The 20,209-nt window shown below is 60.5% G+C and carries 17 protein-coding genes; 12 read left to right on the top strand and 5 right to left on the bottom strand.

Annotated features, from left to right (window positions below; all coding sequences use genetic code 11):
• Position 1: 1 nt before the first annotated feature.
• Both ABCW43_RS22775 and ABCW43_RS22770 read right to left on the bottom strand, forming a co-directional pair.
• Entirely contained in the window at positions 2 to 1,525 is a 1,524-nt protein-coding gene (locus ABCW43_RS22775) for a sulfatase family protein (protein WP_345928659.1), read from the bottom strand.
• Positions 1,526 to 1,868: 343 nt separating this feature from the next.
• Entirely contained in the window at positions 1,869 to 2,540 is a 672-nt protein-coding gene (locus ABCW43_RS22770; RefSeq protein WP_345928657.1) for a YidB family protein, read from the bottom strand.
• Between the two features lie 75 nt (positions 2,541 to 2,615).
• On the opposite strand from ABCW43_RS22770, the gene ABCW43_RS22765 reads away from it, so the two are divergent.
• The 5 genes from ABCW43_RS22765 to ABCW43_RS22745 all read left to right on the top strand — a co-directional run bounded on the left by ABCW43_RS22765 (position 2,616) and on the right by ABCW43_RS22745 (position 7,975).
• Entirely contained in the window at positions 2,616 to 2,966 is a 351-nt protein-coding gene (locus ABCW43_RS22765; RefSeq protein ID WP_345928655.1) for a EutQ-related cupin domain-containing protein, read from the top strand.
• 213 nt (positions 2,967 to 3,179) lie between these two features.
• Entirely contained in the window at positions 3,180 to 4,559 is a 1,380-nt protein-coding gene (locus ABCW43_RS22760) for an enoyl ACP reductase FabMG family protein (RefSeq protein WP_345928653.1), read from the top strand.
• A gap of 274 nt (positions 4,560 to 4,833) precedes the next feature.
• On the top strand, positions 4,834 to 5,814 hold the full coding sequence (locus tag ABCW43_RS22755) for an AraC family transcriptional regulator (protein ID WP_037078424.1): 981 nt from the start codon (positions 4,834 to 4,836) through the stop codon (positions 5,812 to 5,814).
• Positions 5,815 to 5,874: 60 nt separating this feature from the next.
• Positions 5,875 to 7,083, top strand: coding sequence for an MFS transporter (locus tag ABCW43_RS22750; RefSeq protein WP_037078425.1), 1,209 nt, complete (start codon positions 5,875 to 5,877; stop codon positions 7,081 to 7,083).
• Between the two features lie 520 nt (positions 7,084 to 7,603).
• Entirely contained in the window at positions 7,604 to 7,975 is a 372-nt protein-coding gene (locus tag ABCW43_RS22745; protein WP_345928650.1) for a nuclear transport factor 2 family protein, read from the top strand.
• 206 nt (positions 7,976 to 8,181) lie between these two features.
• On the opposite strand, the gene ABCW43_RS22740 is transcribed toward ABCW43_RS22745, so the two are convergent.
• Entirely contained in the window at positions 8,182 to 8,808 is a 627-nt protein-coding gene (locus ABCW43_RS22740; protein ID WP_345928648.1) for a hypothetical protein, read from the bottom strand.
• Between the two features lie 275 nt (positions 8,809 to 9,083).
• On the bottom strand, positions 9,084 to 10,004 hold the full coding sequence (locus ABCW43_RS22735; protein WP_037078462.1) for a LysR family transcriptional regulator: 921 nt from the start codon (positions 10,002 to 10,004) through the stop codon (positions 9,084 to 9,086).
• 170 nt (positions 10,005 to 10,174) lie between these two features.
• On the opposite strand from ABCW43_RS22735, the gene ABCW43_RS22730 reads away from it, so the two are divergent.
• Genes ABCW43_RS22730 through ABCW43_RS22705 form a run of 6 tightly spaced genes read left to right on the top strand, consistent with a single transcriptional unit; the run spans position 10,175 to position 18,645 of the window.
• On the top strand, positions 10,175 to 11,683 hold the full coding sequence (locus ABCW43_RS22730; RefSeq protein ID WP_345928646.1) for an ABC transporter substrate-binding protein: 1,509 nt from the start codon (positions 10,175 to 10,177) through the stop codon (positions 11,681 to 11,683).
• Positions 11,684 to 11,695: 12 nt separating this feature from the next.
• Positions 11,696 to 12,637: an ABC transporter permease gene (locus ABCW43_RS22725; RefSeq protein WP_345928644.1), complete on the top strand. Its 942-nt coding sequence runs from the start codon at positions 11,696 to 11,698 to the stop codon at positions 12,635 to 12,637.
• A complete protein-coding gene (locus tag ABCW43_RS22720) occupies positions 12,634 to 14,397 on the top strand; it encodes a dipeptide/oligopeptide/nickel ABC transporter permease/ATP-binding protein (RefSeq protein ID WP_345928642.1) in 1,764 nt (587 codons plus the stop codon). Before ABCW43_RS22725 ends, ABCW43_RS22720 begins: the two co-directional genes overlap by 4 nt.
• Positions 14,394 to 15,206, top strand: coding sequence for an ATP-binding cassette domain-containing protein (locus ABCW43_RS22715; RefSeq protein ID WP_345928640.1), 813 nt, complete (start codon positions 14,394 to 14,396; stop codon positions 15,204 to 15,206). Before ABCW43_RS22720 ends, ABCW43_RS22715 begins: the two co-directional genes overlap by 4 nt.
• Before the next feature lie 4 nt (positions 15,207 to 15,210).
• Positions 15,211 to 16,971: a sulfatase family protein gene (locus ABCW43_RS22710; protein WP_345928638.1), complete on the top strand. Its 1,761-nt coding sequence runs from the start codon at positions 15,211 to 15,213 to the stop codon at positions 16,969 to 16,971.
• Between the two features lie 12 nt (positions 16,972 to 16,983).
• The gene (locus ABCW43_RS22705) at positions 16,984 to 18,645 is read left to right on the top strand and encodes a glycoside hydrolase family 3 protein (RefSeq protein ID WP_345928636.1); all 1,662 of its coding nucleotides are present in this window, start codon (positions 16,984 to 16,986) and stop codon (positions 18,643 to 18,645) included.
• A gap of 72 nt (positions 18,646 to 18,717) precedes the next feature.
• Here ABCW43_RS22705 and ABCW43_RS22700 read toward each other — a convergent pair whose 3' ends face one another.
• Positions 18,718 to 19,671 (bottom strand): formylglycine-generating enzyme family protein, encoded by a 954-nt coding sequence (locus ABCW43_RS22700; protein ID WP_345928634.1) that lies wholly within the window; start codon positions 19,669 to 19,671, stop codon positions 18,718 to 18,720.
• A 302-nt stretch (positions 19,672 to 19,973) separates the two neighbouring features.
• On the opposite strand from ABCW43_RS22700, the gene ABCW43_RS22695 reads away from it, so the two are divergent.
• Positions 19,974 to 20,189: a hypothetical protein gene (locus ABCW43_RS22695; protein ID WP_345928632.1), complete on the top strand. Its 216-nt coding sequence runs from the start codon at positions 19,974 to 19,976 to the stop codon at positions 20,187 to 20,189.
• Positions 20,190 to 20,209: the final 20 nt, after the last annotated feature.

Here is a 20,209-nt window from a genome sequence, read left to right as displayed (position 1 = left end):
CCTAAATCAGTTCCTTGGGATGCTCGGCAATGTCGCCGATCTCGGCCATATAGGTGTCGAGCTTGTCGAGCATTTCGCGGAAAATTCCCGCATAGGCCGGATCGTCGGCGACGTTCCGCAGCTCGTGCGGATCTTCCAGGCAGTCGAATAACTCCCATTCCGGCGGCGCACCGTTCGGTCGAGCGCCTGGCTGTCCCAGGTCGTCGTTGTACCAGTAGATGAGCTTGTAGCGGGCGTCGCGCACCCCGTAATGCGCCCAGGCGCCGTGGATGGCATCGTTGTGCATCCAATAGCGATGGTACACCAATTGCTGCCAGTCGTCTGGGGTCCGCCCGTCAAGCACCGGTCGCATCGACCGCCCCTGCATGAAGGAAGGCGTCCGCACCCCCGCATAGTCCAGGAAGGTCGGCGCAAAATCGACGTTGCAGGCGAGATCACGACTGGTCGTGCCGGCCGGGATCGCCGCCGGGTAACGCGCCAGGAACGGCATCTGCAGACTTTCCTCGTACATGAAACGCTTGTCGAACCAGCCGTGCTCACCAAGGAAGAAGCCCTGGTCGGAGGTGTAGATCACCAGCGTGTTCTCGGTCAGGCCTTTTTCGTCGAGGTAGTCGAGCAGGCGGCCGACATTATCGTCGATCGATTGAACCGTCCGGAGGTAGCGCTTCATATAACGCTGGTATTTGAATTCCGCGAAAGCCTGTGGATCGGTGAAGGTGTAGTTCCGGCCGGTCGAGGCGCACACCACGGTGATGCTCTCCCCGCCTTTGAGTTCCGGCACGCGGCGAACCGGGATTTGATCCAGCATCAACTCTCCGGCGACGGTCGCCGGCCCCTCCGGCTGCACGAGCCCGAGATCCTCCCAGTTGAGGTCGGAACGAATGCGCATGCGGGCGGCGGCGGCCGCTGCCGCGCGGTCGGAATAATCGTCGTTGAACGTCGACGGCAGCGGAAGATCCTCTTCCGCCCAGAGATGATTGTATCTGGGGTCGGGAACGAACTGACGATGGGGGGCCTTGTGATGACACATCAGAAAGAACGGGCGACCATCGCCTTGCTCGATGAAATCGATCGACTTGTCGGTGATGATATCGGTGACATAGCCCGGAATTCGCCGCCGGCCTTCGCGATCGATGAAGGCCGGGTCCCAGTAATCCCCCTGCCCAGGAACGACGGCCCAGTCATCGAACCCCTTCGGCTCGTGGAGAGGACCTTCTCCGAGATGCCATTTGCCGAAGATGCCGGTGCGATAGCCTGCGGCTTTCAAAAACTTGGCGACGTTGGGAATACGATTGTTCATGTGCGTCACGAGCGTCGTGACGCCATTGACGTGGTTGTGCGTGCCGGTCAGGATCGCGGCCCTCGACGGCGTGCAGATCGAATTGGTCACATAGGTCGCATCATGCCTCACACCCTCCCTTGCGAGGCGGTCGAGATTGGGAGTGTGGTTGAGACCTGCGCCATAGGCCGAGATCGCCCGCGCGGCATGGTCGTCCGACATGATGAAAAGGATATTCGGTCGCAAGTCTTCCTCCCTCGCACGCGGCAGGAATACGTATGATCGCAATCATCGCACCCGTCCGCCTTGGGCAAGGATACAGCCTCAGGCCATGCGGAAATAATGCAATTTCAGATGCAAGCGATGCCGAAAACTGATCGCTGCTGATGGCTTGGCCCGGTCTCCGATGGGTTGTTGCAATCGCGCCTCCCAGGAGGAGCACTTCATCCGTCAGAACCGGCGGTGGAGCCTCGATGGCCGTGCAAGACGTCGCATACTTCTGCAGATCAGGGGCTGCATGCGACAGCGCGGTGGCCGCTGTATCAACGAGAATGGCGAAAAGGGCTTACCGGCGTTGCTGAGAGAGGAATTAAGCGGCAGATGCAGGCGGAACCGTTCCGTCCGGCGTAAGGCCGTCGACCGCGTTGGGGAGGTTCTCTGAGAGGCGTTTCAGGATTTCCTCTTCGGACATGCCGGTTCGCGTAGCGATATCTCGCAGGACGTCTGGTCCCAGCGCAGCAGCGAGTTCGCTGTTATTGATGGGATCGTTCGCCCCGGGCTTCACCCAAGACTCGGCTTTCTTCTCCTGTCCGGCCTGTCGGAATTGGTCGAGGAGGTCGCTCAGTCCGCCGTTAAGTATCGACCCGATGCTGCCACCGCTGACCAAGCTTCCAAGTCCGCCTCTCCGCAACCTGTCAAGAATGTCGTCGATTCCGCCATCCGATCCTGGGGGTGCATTCGCGGCGCTTCCCTGTGTCGCTCCACCCGACGACGTCCGTTGGCGCTCGGCAACGCCTTTCAGGATTTCGGCGATCCGGTCGCGGTTCTGATATCCTGCGACTGCGAGGACGGCGAGAAGTGCTTTGAGTGATCCGCTCGGCATGTCTGGTCTCCCTGATCTCGGCGATAAACGAGCTATCTTGCCTGTGGTTCCGCATGAGGCATCCTGATGAACCAGAAAACATCTCGCTGGAGCTTGAATATCGTTGCCGATCGCCTTGTAGTTGACGTCGAGCATGGTTGTCGCGTCCCTGATCTCCATGGAGCGTCTCTGTCGGGTGTCGGCCTTGGCAGCCTTAGCAGCCGCGCTACCTCTGTCGAAAAACGGGAGAAAGCGATGAAAGTCCAAAAATTCAATATCGCCGACGCGAACCTGGTGAGGTCTCCGGGACAGGATGCCGATATCTTCGTCGGAAACCTGGTCGACGAGAAGAACGGCGGGCCGATCACCATCGGCTACGGCCGGTACGCTCCGGGCCAGTCGCTCACAGAAACCATGGCGGTCGATGACGTCATGATCGTTCTGGAAGGACGGCTTGCAGTTTCGACGGGAGCTGGCACCGTCACGGCGGGTCCGGGCGAGATCGTCTATATGCCCAAGGGTGAGTCGGTGACGATTACGACGGAGGGGGAGGGAGCGATCACAGCTTACGTGACTTATCCCCACTGGGCGGAAGTTCACGACTAGCATCCGCGGGACGAGCCTTCCAGCGAACTCGTTTCGGTATCGGCGCGCCGATCGCCAAAAGCCTCGGCATTTCGCCGCATTGCAGGAAGCGCCTTCACGTTTTGAAATAAACGGTCACCGAAAATGAGTTCCCATTCTGTGCCAGTGCGGTCATGTCTTGTGAAAGCTCGTATGAGCATTGCTCGACGACACACGAATCAAAGAGCCGACAGCATGGAAAATCCGGTTGCACTGAATCGTCTTTCCGAGAACACGGTCTTCCGTAAAGGCGATGTTTTCGTCCTCTTCGGCGAACTGTTCGGCCGCGGATACGCCACCGGCTTGCTGGAGGAAGCCAGACGGGCCGGAATGGAGATTGTGGGGATCACCGTCGGGCGCCGCGACGAGAACAACGCGCTGCGGCCGCTCGACCCCGAGGAACTGTCTTCGGCGGAGGCCCGGCTGGGCGGCAGGATCATCAACATACCTCTTATGGCGGGTTTCGATCTCGATGCGCCCGCAGGCGGCCCAACTCCCACCGATCTCCTGGCAAAGATGACGCTTGAGAGCTGGGAACACGAAAAGCTCGACTGGGACTATGTCGGGCAATGCCGCGACATCGCCACTGCGCGCTTTACGGAGTCGCTTTCAAAAGTCATGACCGTTCTCGACGGAATGATCGCCGCTGGACGCAATGTTTTCTTCGCCCACACAATGGCCGGGGGCATCCCGAAGGCTAAGGTATTCTTGGTCGTCGCCAATCGAATCTACAAGGGGACCGGAACCCGTCACATGTCGTCGCAGACCTTGCTCGACAGTGACATGGGAAAACTCATCCTGCAGAATTTTGACGAAGTCTCAGCAAACACCTTTCGGCACCTCATTGATTTCAGCGCGGCGATCCGCGAGCGCGTGGAGGCTTCGGGCGGTCAAATACGATATACGGCCTATGGTTACCACGGATCGGCGGTCCTCATTGACGGAAGCTATCGTTGGCAGACCTACACCAACTACACCCAGGGTTATGCGAAGATGCGGCTCGAGGGCATTGCGAAGGACGCCTGGGCGACAGGGATCAAGGCAACGGTCTATAACTGTCCCGAAATCCGGACCAATTCGTCCGATGTGTTCACGGGTATCGAGCTGCCCCTGATACCGCTACTGCTTGCGTTGAAGAAAGAAAACGGTGGCCAATGGGCAGACGAACAGTGGCAGGCCTGCCAGCAGCTTCTGGCTGACGGCTTAACCATGAAGGATGTGTTCCGGAAGATCACCGACATGCAGGCCAGCGAGGTCATGCGTCCGTTCTATGACTTTTCCGCATGGCCCATGGCAAACAGTCAGGCACAGGCCGATTTGACCATCGGCACGTCCAACGCGATCACCCAGATGCATCGAGATAGCAAGTTGATGATCAGCGACCTCCTGAGCGGTCTCGTTGTGAAGGCAACCGGGCAGCTTATTTTTGGCGAATCTTCCGAACCCTCCGGTCCCGTCCTGTGGCTCAACCACGATATCGTGGCTCGGCGACTTAACGCTTCCCACCCGCATTCGAAGTCTCCCGCGCCGCTTATCGCGCAAGGAGTGGAATCCTCGCACATCGAGATAGCGTGACGGCTTCCCGGCTTAGCTCGGGAAGCTGGGTGTTTTGGCCATGAAGCGACGAATCTTGCGACAGTAACGCGCCTTCACCTCGGTCATGGAGGCAGTCGTTGCAGCTGCCCGAAAGCGGCCATGGCTGGTGACGATACCCGTGCGGCAATACGGGTCATCGACTTCAATTCGGGCAAAGCCGACGCGGAGCTGCGCCCGCCATTGATGACCTCAGAGCCGGCCCTGACACCGATGCTTACTTGAAGTCCGGACGGTCGGCATATAAATTATCCCAATGCTTGATCGTTCATCCCAGTCCCCGACGCAAGTTCCTACGGATGCACTAAGCGAAGTTCTACAGGACTTTCGCCTGAGTGGAGTCAACTACGGCCGCTGCGAGCTACGTCATCCATGGAGCATCGCCTTTGCGCAGCAACAGCTGCTTCGCTTTCATTTCGTCAGTGAGGGGCCATGCTGGATCCATACCGAAGCCCAAGGATGGCAGGAGTTGCAAGACGGCGATTTGGTGTTGTTGCCGCAAGGTGTCGAACACCGACTGGCCAGTAAGCCTGATGTTGTAGGGGACTCGCTTAAGAGCTGCCAGGTCACCAAGTTGGGGGGCAATGTCTGCGAAGTGGTGCAGGAAGGAACAGGAGCGACGAGCACCTTGTTCTGCGGTTCCATGGCTTTGGGTGCGAATGCCCTCAACCCGTTGATCGCTCTGATGCCACCGATCATCAAGGGTTGTGATGTTGCTGGCAATGATCCGATCGTCGGCCCCCTCCTCGCCGCCATGACGGCAGAGGCGTCGCAGCCCCAGATAGGCAGCGCCACGGTCTTGTCACGCATGGCGGACGTACTCGTCGCGCGGCTTATTCGCTGCTGGGTCAATTGCAGCGGAGCCTCGACCAGCGGCTGGCTCGCCGCGATCCGTGATCCTCATATCGGTCGTGCGCTGGCAGCCATGCACCGAGACCCCGGCCATGACTGGACGCTTGAGACCCTTGCCGGCGTGGCAGGTCAATCGCGCTCGATCTTCGCGGAACGCTTCAGCGCCATCCTAGGGGAGGGCGCGGCACGGTATCTCGCCCGTCTGCGCATGCAGCTTGCACGAGAGTTGCTCGGTCAAAACATGTCGGTTGCCGAGGTCGCTTCTCAATTGGGCTATGAATCTGAAGCTTCTTTTGCGCGCGCCTTCAAGCGCATCACCAGCGTTTCACCTGGCGTTGTGCGCCGCACTATTTCCGGACGAACGGACATGGAATTCGGACTTTAAGACACATATCATCCTGGAAGACTCCGCTATTAAGGCCTCCAAACCTTGGAGGTACTTTCAATGACGGACACAACATCACAGCTTGACGGCCCCGCGATTGGCCTCGATTCTACCGTCCCGAGTACATGGAGCCCCACGACCTGGTTTGCCGTTATTTCAATGGCAGCCACAAGCTTTGCGCTGGTATCCGCTGAATTCCTGCCGGCAGGTCTGTTGACACCAATGGCGCGTGACCTTGGCGTTAGCGAGGGAACCGCCGGTCAGGTTGTCACCGCCACCGCGTCTGTTGGCGCGGTGACGGCCTTGTTGAGCAATGTTCTCATCGGCAAACTGAACCGGAAGACTGTCCTGGTTGGCCTAAGTGCCTTGGCTATTGGTTCCAATCTCGTGGCCGCGCTCGCGACCGATTTTTGGTTATTGTTGTTGGGCCGAGCCGGGCTGGGGATCGCGCTCAGTGGTTTCTGGGCGCTTTCAGTTGCCGTCGTGGCCAGATTGGTTGGCACCAATGCGACAGGTCGAGGCATGGCTATAGTCACCCTCGGCGTCTCTCTTGCCACCATAGCTGCACCATCTATGGGTGCTTTGATCAGCGATTGGCTCGGCTGGCGTGCCGCCACGGCCATGACTGCAGGACTCGCAGCGATTGCGATGCTACTGCAGATACTCAGCTTGCCGACACTACCCGCAAGCACGAGCAATAGTCTTTCCGACGTCTTCCGGCTGACGAAACGGCGCACTGTTCAACTGGGAATGCTTGCCATCCTCTTGCTGATGACGGGACATTTTGCCGGCTCGGTCTACGTGCGACCCTTCCTCGAACAAGTGACGCTCCTTGGCACCGGGCCGATTGCCTTGGCGCTCCTCGGGTTTGGCATCGCCGCTGTGATCGGCAATGTCGCCGGCGGCCGACTGGCAGACGCAAATATCCGCATGGCGCTCGCTGTCACCGGCGTATTGATGGCGTTTTCGGCGCTTGCTCTCGTCCTCTGGGGTGCACATAGCGGCATCGCGTTTGCCCTGGTTACAGTTTGGGGTTTCGCTTTTGGGATGGCTCCGGTGGTACTGCCTACCAACTTGTCCCGGGGCGCAGCGGACGCCTTGGAGGCTGCTGGCAGCCTGATGGTCGTTTCGTTCCAAGTCGCCATCAGCATAGGTGCGCTGTTCGGCGGCTATGTGGTCGATCACTATGGTGCCTCAGCGCCATTGACATTTACAGCCGTCTTAGCGGCATCGACTATCGTTCTGGCGTTGCTTCAGCCCCGCAGCTGACTCTTGGAGCTCCGGCCAAGGTGAGCAGAAGAGGCGAGGTCTCAAGTGGCCGGAGTGCCGGGTGACGCTAAATCCGTGACATGGCGGTGCTTTCTCGCTCCGGCGAGGAAGCACCGCCCGATCGCCGATGACCGCGACAACAACAATCTCGATTAAGCGGCGCGTAAGATCGGTGCTCACGACTAGCACGGCAAGTCTGTGCCCCCATTGCGGTCATTCAACCCGATCTTCGATATCCTGAAAGCTGCCGGTCCGATTGGTCAATGAGCCCGATGAACCTCGAAGACGAAGCCGCCAAAGTTCATCACGAATTCTGGCGCCGAAGCATCTGGGCAAGGCATAGTCTCTTTTGTCCGAAATGCCGCTGGGGCGAGCATCGAGGTGGTGTGTCTGGACCAGTTCCGTTGCATCTTTTCAAATTGGGTCGTCACCCATTGCCCGCGCAGCAACGCACCTCCTGCAGAACGGCAGGAAACATGGTAGGATCGCGAACTCGCTTTCCGTACTGATGGAGACCGTGATGGACTTGCTTCGGCGGCTGAGGGATCTGTGCGATGCCTTCAACGCTCATGATCTCGATCTGATCATGACCTACTTTGCTGAAGATTGCATATTGGAGATGCCACGCGGGCGCGATCCATGGGGGTCTCGGTTGGAGGGTAAGACCAAGGTGCGAGAGGCTCTGGCGTCGCGCTTTCAGGGCCTGCCTGACGTTATCTACAACAACGCCGAGCACTTCGTTGATGAAGCATCCGGAACCGGGATATCGAGATGGACCCTCGTGGGTACGTCGGTCAACGGAACAAGGACGGAAGTCCAGGGTTGCGATCTTTATACGTTTCGGAATGGTCAGGTGATCCGCAAAGATTCCTATTGGAAGATCGTCGAGTAGCTATAGGACTGGATGTTGACGCTCTTGAAGTGCGTCAGCTTTGAGCCCTCGGTCAGCTTCCGGCCCCAAATCCACTTTCCATGCTTTGGATTATGCTGAGCTTGTGGGGCGTTGCAGGAACTTTCTGAGTATAAGGAGCGCCCGCACATACAGCGACGGACTTCACCTCGTCTCGGTCGCCATTGGCGTGTCGCGAGTCACCAACGCTAACGAAGGAACCCATCCCGTCCAAACTCATCCCATCCAGAGAGGTTTGAAGCCTCGTCGGAAACCGCCTGCGTAGGCGGCGAGGTTTTTGCGCGCTGCTTCAACGAACGCGTGAGTTTCACCTTGTACGCAGCCCGTCGCCTGTTGTCGGCTGCCGCTGTCGCGTCATGCTCCCGCCATTCCTCAACGACACCCCGGTCGAGAATGTCTTCGACTACCTTGGGATCAAAGACGTGGAACGTGATCTTTTTAGCCCGGCCACGCAACTTGACAGTTCGCGTTCCCGCACTGGGCAGCCGACCGTCTGCGAGCCAGCGGTGTCTCTCGCTCGTTTTAATCGTTAGGATGTCCTGTATCTCGCGCGGGATGACAGGCAACGTTTCGATGTCCTCCAGCGCTCTGGAGACAATGGTCGACGCGGCTTGAAACTCGGTCTTCGCGTTCGCGGACATCGACAGGATCAGCTCATTTCCTTCGAGTATGAGCGATTTCTTCGATGGAACCGGGAGCCGAGCTCGCATCTCGAGAAGTATCCCTTTCGCACGGACCGACGACCCCAGCGTCGCCGCGGGCGTCAGTGTCCATGTCCTGAGGAACTCGATCTCGTTCTTTTCGTGCTTCGGCATGAAGCTTAGATGGGTTTCACATCCGGCCACATCAACGTTCGTTACGTCAGCGAACCATTCGGGGAGCGCTGTAGGGGTCGTCGTAAGCGCGGGGATGTCAATGCGACGTTCAGCACCTCGACTTGGTGACCTGACACGCGCCATCACCTTCGACTTATGATTATTTTCGGACAAAACTAACCGAGCGAACGACCGCACCGACTGGACGGCGACCTGAAAAAGCAAGTGAAATCAGTGCATGGTAAGGTGCCCGGCGACGATTCAAGAGAGCGTAATCAGTTATCGAGATGAAACCGCTCCTTGCAGAGTGCGATCATCTGGCGCACCGGAGCCCAGTCGCCGAGTTCCTCGCGATAGATCACCCCCGTCCGCGTGTGCCTGTAATTGAGGTTGACCGGCACCGGGACGATGCGTGGGCAGGAGGTCGCCAGAACGGCCGCATCGGGCAGCAGGCAGAGGCAATCGCTCCGCTGAAGTATCGACAATGTCGAATGCAGGCTCTCGCAGCTCAGCCGGATGTCGGGCTCTCGCCCCAGCCGCTCGAAAAGACCGTGCTGCGTCGTGGCCTGATAGATCGGAAGCTCGGAATGGACGAGCCAGGGATAGTCGAGCAGGCGCTCTGGCGGAACCGCTCCTGCCGCATCGCGCGCGGCGAAGATCGGATGATCCTCACGTGCCATGACATTGTTGATCACTTTTGTCAGCGGAAGTGCGACGAGGCGGAAGTCTTGCGGATCATCGATCGTCATTCCCGTGAACAGCATGTCGAGGCGCCCCTCCAGGAGATCGGTGAGCGAGTTCGCATAACGGCTGTTCCTGAGCTCGAACACGATCTTGGGGAACCGTTGCTGCATGTCGACGAGTAGTTCCGGCAGGATTGCGGGACGCCACATCGGTCCGGCGCCGATCCGCAGATAGGCCTTGCCTATTGCCCTGTCGGACATCAGTTCCTGCTCGGCCACTTCCCAGTGACGCATCATCCGCAGCGATTCTGACAGGACTCTCTCCCCGAACAGCGTCGGACGGACGCCGCGTGCGTGCCGCTCCAGAAGCGGCCGCCCGAAATGGGCCTCCAACTGGGCGAGAGATCGAGACAGGGCGGGCTGCGTAAGGTTCAGCCGCTCGGCGGCACGACGCAGGCTGCCTTCCTCCACGATCGCCTGCAGTCGGAAGAGGTGGGTGATCTGATCCAGCATGGCAGTGATAAGCTTCGTTTATCGGTCGCGCCGTTAATTGCATTTTTCGTGCATTGCCTCAACTGGTATGACTTTAGAACGCCAAGAATGTGTATTTGGCAGAATCTTATTCGCTACATGCAGCCTGTCTGGCCGGGGAGCGGGCAAGTCAGGCTCTCGGGGAGGAGAGCATGCGAAACCGATTGATTTTGTCCGCCTTGACGGCGGCTTTTTTATCCGTGCCGCCGATTGCCCAGGCAGAGGTCGGGAACAGTCCTGAGACGCTTGCGCTCGCTGGCATTCTGGATAATGACACCTTCGACCGTGCCGGTCTGTCCATCGGCCATCGCGCCCAATACTGGATGCCGGTCTTCGATACGCTGCTCTACACGGCCCCCGACGGCAAGACGATGCCGAACCTGGCCACCGAATGGCGCTTCAACGGCGATGGCACGGAGCTGACGCTCAAGCTGCGCGAAGGCGTCAAGTTCACCGACGGAACACCCTTCAATGCGGAAGCGGTGAAGGCAAACATCGAATATCTGCGCGACGGCGTCGGGCAGAACACCTGGATGGCCGGCGCCGTCAAGAGTGTCGAAATCGTAGGTCCTGCCGAGCTGAAGCTGCACCTCAAGGAGCCAGATCCGGGGATGCTCTTCAATCTGGCGACCGTCGGCGGCGCGATGGCGAGCCCCGCGACGCTCGGCAAGGCCGATTCCAAAATGCTACCGGTCGGCTCCGGGCCTTACATCTACGACACGGCGCGCTCGGTGACCGGGCGCCAATACGTCTACAAGCGCAATCCGGATTATTGGAACGCCGGCGCCTTCCCGTTCGAAACCATGACGATCACGCCGATCAACGATCTCAGCGCGCGCATGAATGCGCTGAAATCCGGCCAGGTGGACGCTGGCGCGGGCGAAGGGCAGGTCGTCACCGAGGCCGAGGCGAGCAAGCTGACGGTCTCTCGATTGCCCGTGGACTGGCTGGGTCTGTTTCTCTCCGACCGCGACGGCAAAATGGTCAAGGCGCTGTCCGATGTCCGCGTCCGTCGCGCGCTCAATATGGCATTCGATGAGAAAGCGATCCTGAAATTCGTCGCCCGGGGTTATGGCGAAGTCACCGACCAGCCTTTCGTGCCGCCAAGCGAGGCATTTGATCCCTCGCTCGACGGGACCTATCAATATGCCCCGAAGGCGGCCCGTGCACTGCTTGCCGAAGCGGGTTATCCAAACGGCTTCAGCGTCACCATGCCGGATATCGGCACGCTTGCTCCCTACACCCCGATCATCACCCAGCAGCTCAAGGATATCGGCGTCACCGTCAACTGGGTGAAAGTTCCGCCGAATGTCACGATCGCCGAGTTGCTGTCCGGCAAATACCCGATGTTCCTCTTCCGTCTTGGCAGCCAGTCGCCCTGGGCCGACTTCAACAAATTCGCCTTTGCAAACTCCCCCTGGAATACTTCCAAGGCAAAGGACGAGAAGCTGGAGGCTCTCCTGAAGAAAGCCCAGTATACGCCTCCAGGCAAGGAGCAGAATGCCGCGATGCAGGCCGCCAATCGATACATGGTCGAGAACGCCTTTTTTGCGCCCTGGTTCCGCATCGACAGCATCTACATCTCCAACGCGCAGGTGAAGGTGCAGATGCAGGCCCAGAACATCGTGCCTTGGCCGCGCAATTATGCGCCTGCAAAGTGAGTTCGGACGCCGATGATACGGTATCTCCTGAAACGGGTCGCTTCCGGCATCGCGCTGCTTTGCCTGGTCTCGACCGTAACTTTCATGATGGTTTTCGGTGCCACAGGCAACGTCGCCCGCAACATCCTCGGTGAGAATGCGACGGCCGAGCAGGTGACGGCACTGAACAGCCGGCTGGGGCTCGACCGACCCCTGATGGTCCAGTTCGGCGATTGGGTGAGTCATGCCATCCGCGGCGACCTCGGCCCGTCATGGACGATGAGCGAGAGCGTGGCGTCTGCACTTGCGAGCCGACTGCCCGTTACCTTGTCGATGGTGACGATCGCCGTGGCAATGATGGCACTGCTGTCGGCGATGCTCGGCATTGCCGCGGCTGTCCGCGGCGGCTGGGCGGACCGTGCCATCCAGATCGTCAGCGTCGCGGGTTTTGCCATGCCGAACTTCTGGCTTGGCCTGCTGCTCGTTCTCACCTTCTCTGTTCAGCTCGGTTGGCTGCCTGCGACGGGCTACGTTTCCTTCGGTGCTTCACCGTCCGCATGGGCGGCCTCCCTGGTGCTTCCCGTAACCGCGCTGGTGCTGTCAGGAATAGCCTCGGCCTCCCAGCAAATCCGGGGCGCGGTCATCGACGCGCTCAAGCAGGATTACGTGCGCACACTCCGCGCCCGCGGCGTCAGCCCGCGTTCGGTGCTCTATCGCCATGCACTGCGCAATGCGATGCCGGCGGCGCTGACCGTCCTTTCGGTACAGTTCATTGCGCTTCTCGGCGGCGCCGCCGTCATCGAGCGCGTATTCGCCATTCCCGGCATGGGCTCGTTGACGGTCTCGGCTGCGCTGATCGGCGACGTGCCCGTGCTCATGGGCGTGGTCGTGACGCTCATCATCGTCGTCGTTCTGGTGAACATCCTGATCGACTTCCTCAACGCATGGGCAAATCCGAAGGTGAGGATGTCATGAGCGATATCAACACCGCCCAGGCGCCAATCCCCGCCGCTTCGCAGCGCCGTCATTTCGTCCGCTCGGTGCTCTCCAATCCGACAGGTCTTGTCGCCTCGCTGGCGCTGCTGGTCGTCATCGCTTCGGCTATCTTCGCGCCTCTGCTTGCACCCAACGATCCGTCCGCCGTCCAGATATTCAAGGTCAATGCTGTCGCCGGCGACGGTTATCTCCTCGGCGGCGACGGTTCGGGGCGCGACATATGGAGCCGTCTCGTCCATGGCGGCCGCAACACATTCCTGGGCGCGCTGATCACGGTGGTCATCGCCGCATCCATCGGGGTGACGGCGGGGCTCTTCGCCGGCTTTTACGGCAGGAAGCTCGATCTGGTGGCCCGCTGGATCTCCGACGGCATCATGGCACTGCCGGCACTGATCGTTTTGCTCGCCTTCTATCAGGCGCTCGGGGCCTCCATCTACCTGTCGATGGCGGTCTTCGGGGTGATGCTGTCGCCGGGCTTTTTCCGGCTGACGCGCAATCTCGTCAATGGTGTCAAGCACGAGCTCTATATCGACGCGGCACGGGTCTCGGGCCTCAGCGATCTCCGGATCATCACCCGGCATATCCTGCTTTCGGTGCGGGCGCCGGTGGTCATCCAGACCTCCATCGTCGCCGGCATTGCCATCGTCGTCCAGTCCGGTCTCGAGTTCCTGGGGTTGGGCGACCCCAGCACGCCGACCTGGGGCGGCATGCTGCAGGACGCCTTCTCCAACATCTATGTCTCGCCGCAGGCGATCCTCTGGCCAGGGCTGGCAATCACGGCAACGGTGGCGTCGCTGGTGCTGCTTGCGAATGCCATTCGCGACCGCATGCAGCAGGGCGGCGTTCAGGTCAGAGCGCCGAAGGTCCTTCCCCTGGCAGCGAGCCAACCGCTGCCGCAAGCAGCACCCGACGTGCTCCTCGACGTGCGGGATCTGGTCGTTGCCTATCCTGCGAACGACGGCTGGCGCGAAGTCGTCAAGGGCGTGAGCCTCAGCCTCAGGCGCGGTGAAGTTCTCGGGCTCGTCGGCGAAAGCGGATCGGGCAAGAGCCAGACGGCCTTTGCCATCCTCGGGCTTTTGTCGCCCGGGGGCCGGGTTGTCTCCGGCTCCATCCTGTTCGACGGTATCGATCTCGGAAAATCTTCCCAGGATGAGGTGCGGGCTCTTCGCGGCAAGCGCATAGCCTATGTTCCCCAGGAGCCGATGGCCAATCTCGACCCGGCGTTCCGGATCGGATACCAGCTCGTCGAGCCGATGATGACGGTGCTCGGGATCTCCCGGGCGGAAGCGACGCGGCGGGCGCTGAAACTGCTTGCCCGCGTGAAGCTGCCGGATCCAGAACGGGTATTTCGCGCCTATCCTCACCAGATCTCGGGGGGCATGGCCCAGCGCGTCCTCATCGCCGGTGCGGTCGCCTGCAGCCCGGACCTTCTGATCGCCGACGAACCAACCACCGCGCTCGACGTAACCGTGCAGGCGGAAGTGCTCGATCTTCTGCGCGACCTGCAAAAGGAGTTCAACATGGCGGTCATGCTGGTGACCCACAATTTCGGTGTCGTGGCGGATAGCTGCGACCGGGTGGCCGTCATGAAGGATGGCAGGATCGTGGAAATCAACTCCGTTGCCGACCTCTTCGCCGCGCCGGCGCACGACTACACTCGCATGCTTCTCGATTCAGTTCTCGAGGATGGCAAGACCCGCACATATCGACCGCCGATGACGGAGGAGATGCGGGCATGAACGATCAGATCCTTGTCGATTGCCGCAACGTCAACGTCCATTTCGGCGCCCACCATGTCCTGAAGCACGTTAATCTCACTATCCGCCCCGGTGAAACCGTAGGTCTCGTGGGCGAGAGCGGATCGGGCAAGACGACGCTCGGGCGGGCCATTCTCGGCATCGGTCCGGTCAGTTCCGGCGAGATATGGTTCGACGGAGAGAATATCGCCGGGGTGCCGCCCCGTGCGCGCAAAGGCCAGGCGGCCATCCAGGCGGTCTTCCAGGATCCCTACAGCTCGCTCAATCCGTCGATGACGATCGACGACATCCTGACGGAGCCGATTGTCGCACGTCGGCTTGCCTCCCGTGCCGATGCCTCCCGCCAGGTCCGCAAGCTGCTCGATCAGGTCGCCCTGCCAAGCGACGCGGCGGAACGGTTTGCCCGCGAGTTTTCCGGCGGCCAGCGCCAGCGGATCGCCATTGCCCGCGCGCTGGCGCTGTCTCCGCGCCTCATCGTCTGTGACGAACCGGTCTCGGCACTCGATCTTTCCACCCAGTCCCGGGTCATGGATCTGTTCATCGAAATCCAGGAACGGACGGGCGTCGCCTATCTCTTCGTTTCCCATGACCTGGCGGCGGTGCGTCACATCTCGCACCGTGTCGCGGTGATGCGTTTCGGCGAGATCGTCGAATTCGGGGAATGCGATCAGGTGACGGCTCGCCCCGCTCACGACTACACGAAGCGCCTGCTTCTCGCCGCGCCCGTCGCCGATCCCGCAAGGCAGGCGGAACGGCGCGCGGCGTTCCGCGCCCTCGCAATGACGGCCTAGATCCATGCGCGCCATCGTCCTGATGTTCGACAGCCTCAACCGCCGCCTTCTGCCGCCCTATGGCGACAGGACTGCCCATGCGCCGAATTTCGGGCGGCTTGCGGAAAAGACGGCCACGTTCGACCGCTGTTATGCCGGTTCCATGCCCTGCATGCCGGCGCGGCGCGAAATGCATACCGGCCGGTACAATTTTCTCCACCGATCCTGGTCGCCGATCGAGCCGTTCGATGACAGCGTGCCGGAATTGCTGAGAAACGCCGGCATCTACACGCATCTGGTCACCGATCATCAGCACTATTGGGAGGATGGCGGAGCCACCTATCACACGCGCTTTTCCTCGCACGAGTTTTTTCGCGGCCAGGAAGGTGACCTTTGGAAAGGCGTCGTCGAAGGTGTCGATCGCAGGCGTCTCGTCGACTTCCTCTACCAGATGAAGCGGCAGGACCCCATCAACAGGACCTATCTCAAGGACGAGCGTGACCATCCGCAAACCCGAACCTTCGATGCCGGGCTTCAATTCATAAAGGACAATGCCGGTCAGGACGACTGGATGCTGCAGATCGAGACATTCGATCCGCACGAGCCGTTTTTCAGTTATGCCGAATATCACGCGCTCTACCCCGATACCGGCGAGGATTTCGACTGGCCGCCCTATGACCGCGTCACCGAGGCAGAAGAAAGGGTCCTCCAGGCGCGGCACCGCTATCTGGCGCTGCTTTCGATGTGCGACCGCAATCTCGGCCAGCTGCTCGACATGATGGACGAGAAAAACATGTGGGACGATACGATGCTGATCGTCTGCACGGATCATGGCTACATGCTCGGTGAAAAGGGCTGGTGGGGCAAGTCTGTCATGCCGTGGTACGACGAGACGATCCACACGCCCTTCTTCGTCTGGGATCCGCGGGCCGGGGTTGCCGGCGAACGGCGTTCCGCGCTCGTCCAGACCATAGACATAGCGCCGACGCTCCTCGACCTCTTCGGCCTCCGGCCAACGCCTGATATGCAAGGGAAACCGCTCCTCGATACGGTCAGAAACGATGCTCCGGTCCGCAAGGCCGGACTATTCGGGAGTTTCGGGGGACATGTATGCGTCACCGACGGCCGTTACGTCTATATGCGGTGCTGCGCCGCCGAGGACAATTCGCCGCTCCATGAATATACGCTGATGCCGACCCACATGCGCGCGCGCTTCTCCCCAAACGAGCTGTCGAAGGCGGAGCTCGCGCAGCCTTTCTCCTTCACCAAAGGGGCGCCAGTCCTGCGCATACCGGGATGGACGATCCGAGGCCCCTGGGTCTTCGGGACCCTGCTCTACGATCTCGAAACGGATCCGGAGCAGAAAAATCCGCTCCGAGATGATAGCGTTGAGTTGCGGATGGCCGAGCTGCTTGTCGGGTTGATGCGCGCCTCCGATGCGCCCCCCGATCAGTTCGAACGACTGGGCCTTCCGGAGACGGGACCGGTGCGCAGCGAACATCTGCTCATCGAAACACAATGGGCACAGGTGGTTTCGGGCCAGCGCAGCGTGGCGCGGGCAAGCGATTTCCCACGAGGGGCTCGGGTGGCGAATATCCCGATCGCGAAGCTCATGGCCGAAGAAACGACGCGCCGCATCTTGATCGCCGCGGTTCCTCGTCTCGCGGACGAGCCGCTGCCCGCTCCACTCGCCGCAAAGACGCTCGTGCAGGCCGCAACGGCCTGGCCGGAACTGGACCGGGAAAAGCTCGAGGCGCTGGAACGCGCGCTCACCGAGCAGGTTTGAACGGAGGGACCGATGCCATCGATGCTGGATCATCTGACGAAATCACCCTTCAACCTCGGTCGCGAAGCCCTCGACTGGGTGACGCAGACGTTTCAGGCTTTGAACGATACCGCCCGCGCGGCCCAGCTTTTCAATCTCAATTCCCGCGGTGACGACCGCGAGACGGAGATCGTCCGCCTCGGCGAGCTGCAGCCGGGGGGCATGACCCGTTATTTCGGTGCCGACGGCACGAGGGAACGCGAGCATATGGCAGCGATCCAGGCCAAGGCCAAAGTCCCTCTGCTCGTTTCGGCCGATCTCGAAGGCTCCCGCATGAGTCTCCCCTTCGGCACGGCTGTCCCCAACCCGCTGGCGCTGGCCGCCGTCGATGATGTCGAGCTGACCGAGGCGATTTCCGACCTGATGGCGCGGGAAGCCCGTTCCGTCGGGATCAACTGGTCCTTTACGCCGGTTCTGGATATCAATGCGGCCTTTCGCAGCCCGATCGTTGCAACCCGGGGGTATGGCTCGGATCCGGCGCTGATAAAACGTCATGCGCTAGCGCAGATGCGCGTCTTCCAGCGGCTTGGCCTTGCCGCGACCGTCAAACATTGGCCGGGCGAAGGCTATGACGAACGCGACCAGCACCTGGTCACCACCATCAATCCGCTATCGATGGAAGAATGGCGCGCCACCTTCGGCGTGCTTTACAAGGCTGCCATCGATCAGGGGGTCAAGTCGGTCATGTCGGCGCATATCGCGCTGCCGGCCTATCTCCTGGAACGCGATCCCGACGCGGGTGAAGAAGCTTATCTTCCAGCTTCGGTCTCTGCGCCGCTCAATACCGCACTCCTGCGGGGCGAACTTGGCTTCAATGGCCTGATCGTCTCCGACGCCAGCGAGATGGCCGGCCTTTCGGGCGTGATGCCGGCGCATGACGCCAAGATCGAGATCATCGCGAGTGGCTGCGACATGGTTCTTTTCTCCTCCAAGCCGGAGGCGGAAATTGCTGCGGTGCGTGACGCCGCCCATTCGGGGCGCATATCAGCCGAGCGTTTCCAAGACGCGGTCACGCGCGTCCTCGCCTTCAAGGCGTCGCTCGGCCTGCATTGCAGCGTCGAGATGCCGATCCATGTGAGGGAACCATCCGTCCAGAACGTGGCCAACGAGGCTTTTGCCCGCGCGCCAACGCTGGTGAAGGACAGGAACGGCACGCTGCCGCTCGATCCCGAAAAACATCGCCGCATCCTTGTCGTTTCGGGTGGGATCGTCGAGCCGATGCCGAATGCGAGGCTGGATTTCAAGCTGCCGGAAATGCTGGCTGCCGAGGGTTTCGAGGTGACCCTCCATCCCTATGGCACGCCACTCGATGCGGAAGGGCACGACCTCGTCCTCTATCTGTTCGGCGAAGAGACGCTTCTGACGCGCGGGCGTATTTTTCTGGATTGGCGGGCACTTCACGGGGATTTCAGGGCCGCCATGAAACGGCCATGGACGAGCCTTCCGACGGTGATGATCTCCTTCGGCTTTCCTTATTATCTCTACGATGCCCCCCGGGTGCCGAGCTATATCAACGCCTATTCCACCCACGAGGCGATGCAGGCCGCCGTTGTCGAGGCGCTGATGGGGCGTAGGCCGTGGAATCGCAACAGTCCCGTCGATCCCTTCGCCGGAGCGCCTGACGCGCGATACTGATGGGCTCCGGAATGCATGCCGGACGAAGCATGCAGGCCCCTCCGATCGACCAGACCGAGACGCCACCTGTGATCAAGGACCATTGTCCTTTCCAGCTGCGGCGTCATAGGCGATCCGGAAGCCTGTATTGCTCGAGGCGCTATCCGGGGAAAGGCCCATTCGCGCTGCGATCCGGTAGCGGTAGCAGTAACTTTTGTGGCAGAGGAACGAGCCGCCCTTCAGCACCTTGTCGGAAAAGCGTCTCGCCTGCTCGTTGCGCGCCTTTGCCTGTTTCGACAGTGAGCGCACCTTGAAAGGGTCGGCGGTCCATTCCCAGACATTGCCGGCGAGATTGTAGAAACCGGCTTCATTCGGGGCAAAGCTGCGCGCCGGCGCGGTACCGAGATATCCGTCCTGCAACGTGTTGGTGTCAGGAAAGCGGCCCTGCCAGATATTGCAGAAGATCGCCTCGTCGGTCGGCTCCTCCTCGCCCCAGGGATACCGCCGGCGGCGGTTGCCGCCACGCGCAGCATGTTCCCACTCCGCTTCCGTCGGCAGGCGGCCGCCGACCCATTGCGCGAACGCGAGCGCATCGTTCCAGGAGACGTGGGTGACCGGATGGTCGAGCCGATCGTCGATGGAGCTGCCGCGACCCTCCGGCTGCCGCCAGGTGGCATCGTCGATGCGCCTCCACCAGGGGGTACCGACAACGCCACCCGTCGCGAGGCTGATGTCACCAAGCAGCGGCGCGAACACGGCGGAAGAGCCGAAGCGTTCCGATTCCGTGACATATCCGGTCGCTTCGACGAATTCGGCAAACCGGCCGATCGTGACCGTCTCGGCTTCGAGGTGAAAATCCTGCAGCGAGACCCTGCGCTCCGGCCCCTCGCCATCGGCGGAAATCACCGGGTCATGGGTTCCGACGAACGTATCGCCGCCCTTGACGGCAATTGTTTCCCCCCGGAGGCCGCGAGAGATCGTGTGTGCCGGTGTGCCGAATATTCCCTGCTCCGTTTCCCGTCTCGATCCTGAACAGCATCCACTCATCGCGTTTTCCTGATATGCCTTTATTCGTTCGCGGCTTTCAGGCCGTCGGCCTCCTGATCGCCCGCAACCCACGACTTCGCCTTGGCAAATGTATAAACGCTCGATCGCGGGAATGCCAAAAGCAATCGGACGATGAAGGCCGGAAACGGGCACAAAGTCACAAGCGGAGCGGATGGAGCCACGCAGTCCGCTAGCGGGTGACGCGGCCCGCCCAATTTCCCGCTCGGGAAATAGTTTAGCTGGATTGCCCTCCGCTCTTTTTTGTTCCCGATCGGGAAATTTTTCTCGACAAGACGGCTGGTATGTTGCTTTTTTTGATCACCGCCATGGTCGCAGGTGATGCTAAAAAGACGATGATGCTAAGAGATGAGGCGGACAAACTCGCATTGCGTCTCGACAATGGCGAGCCGGGCTGGAATAGATGTCGCATTACCTTTAACCTTTTAATGGGTAGCGCGTTGAGTTTGGCAACGCTACCGGTCGTCATTACATATCGTCCCCACTCCTTTATTGTGTGATTTGACGCACATGCGAACTT

This window comes from Neorhizobium tunisiense, assembly GCF_039631515.1.
Classification (GTDB): domain Bacteria; phylum Pseudomonadota; class Alphaproteobacteria; order Rhizobiales; family Rhizobiaceae; genus Neorhizobium.
The sequence above is the reverse complement of the archived record's forward strand: the minus strand, read 5'-3'. Positions and strand labels throughout refer to the sequence as shown.

Excerpts from the sequence above, each read along its gene's own strand:
- ABCW43_RS22770 (WP_345928657.1), bottom strand. The coding sequence starts at position 2,540 with ATGGAGATCAGGGACGCGACAACCATGCTCGACGTCAACTACAAGGCG.
- ABCW43_RS22765 (WP_345928655.1), top strand. The coding sequence starts at position 2,616 with ATGAAAGTCCAAAAATTCAATATCGCCGACGCGAACCTGGTGAGGTCT.
- ABCW43_RS22760 (WP_345928653.1), top strand. The coding sequence starts at position 3,180 with ATGGAAAATCCGGTTGCACTGAATCGTCTTTCCGAGAACACGGTCTTC.
- ABCW43_RS22755 (WP_037078424.1), top strand. The coding sequence starts at position 4,834 with ATGCTTGATCGTTCATCCCAGTCCCCGACGCAAGTTCCTACGGATGCA.
- ABCW43_RS22750 (WP_037078425.1), top strand. The coding sequence starts at position 5,875 with ATGACGGACACAACATCACAGCTTGACGGCCCCGCGATTGGCCTCGAT.
- ABCW43_RS22745 (WP_345928650.1), top strand. The coding sequence starts at position 7,604 with ATGGACTTGCTTCGGCGGCTGAGGGATCTGTGCGATGCCTTCAACGCT.
- ABCW43_RS22740 (WP_345928648.1), bottom strand. The coding sequence starts at position 8,808 with ATGCCGAAGCACGAAAAGAACGAGATCGAGTTCCTCAGGACATGGACA.
- ABCW43_RS22735 (WP_037078462.1), bottom strand. The coding sequence starts at position 10,004 with ATGCTGGATCAGATCACCCACCTCTTCCGACTGCAGGCGATCGTGGAG.
- ABCW43_RS22730 (WP_345928646.1), top strand. The coding sequence starts at position 10,175 with ATGCGAAACCGATTGATTTTGTCCGCCTTGACGGCGGCTTTTTTATCC.
- ABCW43_RS22725 (WP_345928644.1), top strand. The coding sequence starts at position 11,696 with ATGATACGGTATCTCCTGAAACGGGTCGCTTCCGGCATCGCGCTGCTT.
- ABCW43_RS22720 (WP_345928642.1), top strand. The coding sequence starts at position 12,634 with ATGAGCGATATCAACACCGCCCAGGCGCCAATCCCCGCCGCTTCGCAG.
- ABCW43_RS22715 (WP_345928640.1), top strand. The coding sequence starts at position 14,394 with ATGAACGATCAGATCCTTGTCGATTGCCGCAACGTCAACGTCCATTTC.
- ABCW43_RS22710 (WP_345928638.1), top strand. The coding sequence starts at position 15,211 with ATGCGCGCCATCGTCCTGATGTTCGACAGCCTCAACCGCCGCCTTCTG.
- ABCW43_RS22705 (WP_345928636.1), top strand. The coding sequence starts at position 16,984 with ATGCCATCGATGCTGGATCATCTGACGAAATCACCCTTCAACCTCGGT.
- ABCW43_RS22700 (WP_345928634.1), bottom strand. The coding sequence starts at position 19,671 with ATGAGTGGATGCTGTTCAGGATCGAGACGGGAAACGGAGCAGGGAATA.
- ABCW43_RS22695 (WP_345928632.1), top strand. The coding sequence starts at position 19,974 with ATGTTGCTTTTTTTGATCACCGCCATGGTCGCAGGTGATGCTAAAAAG.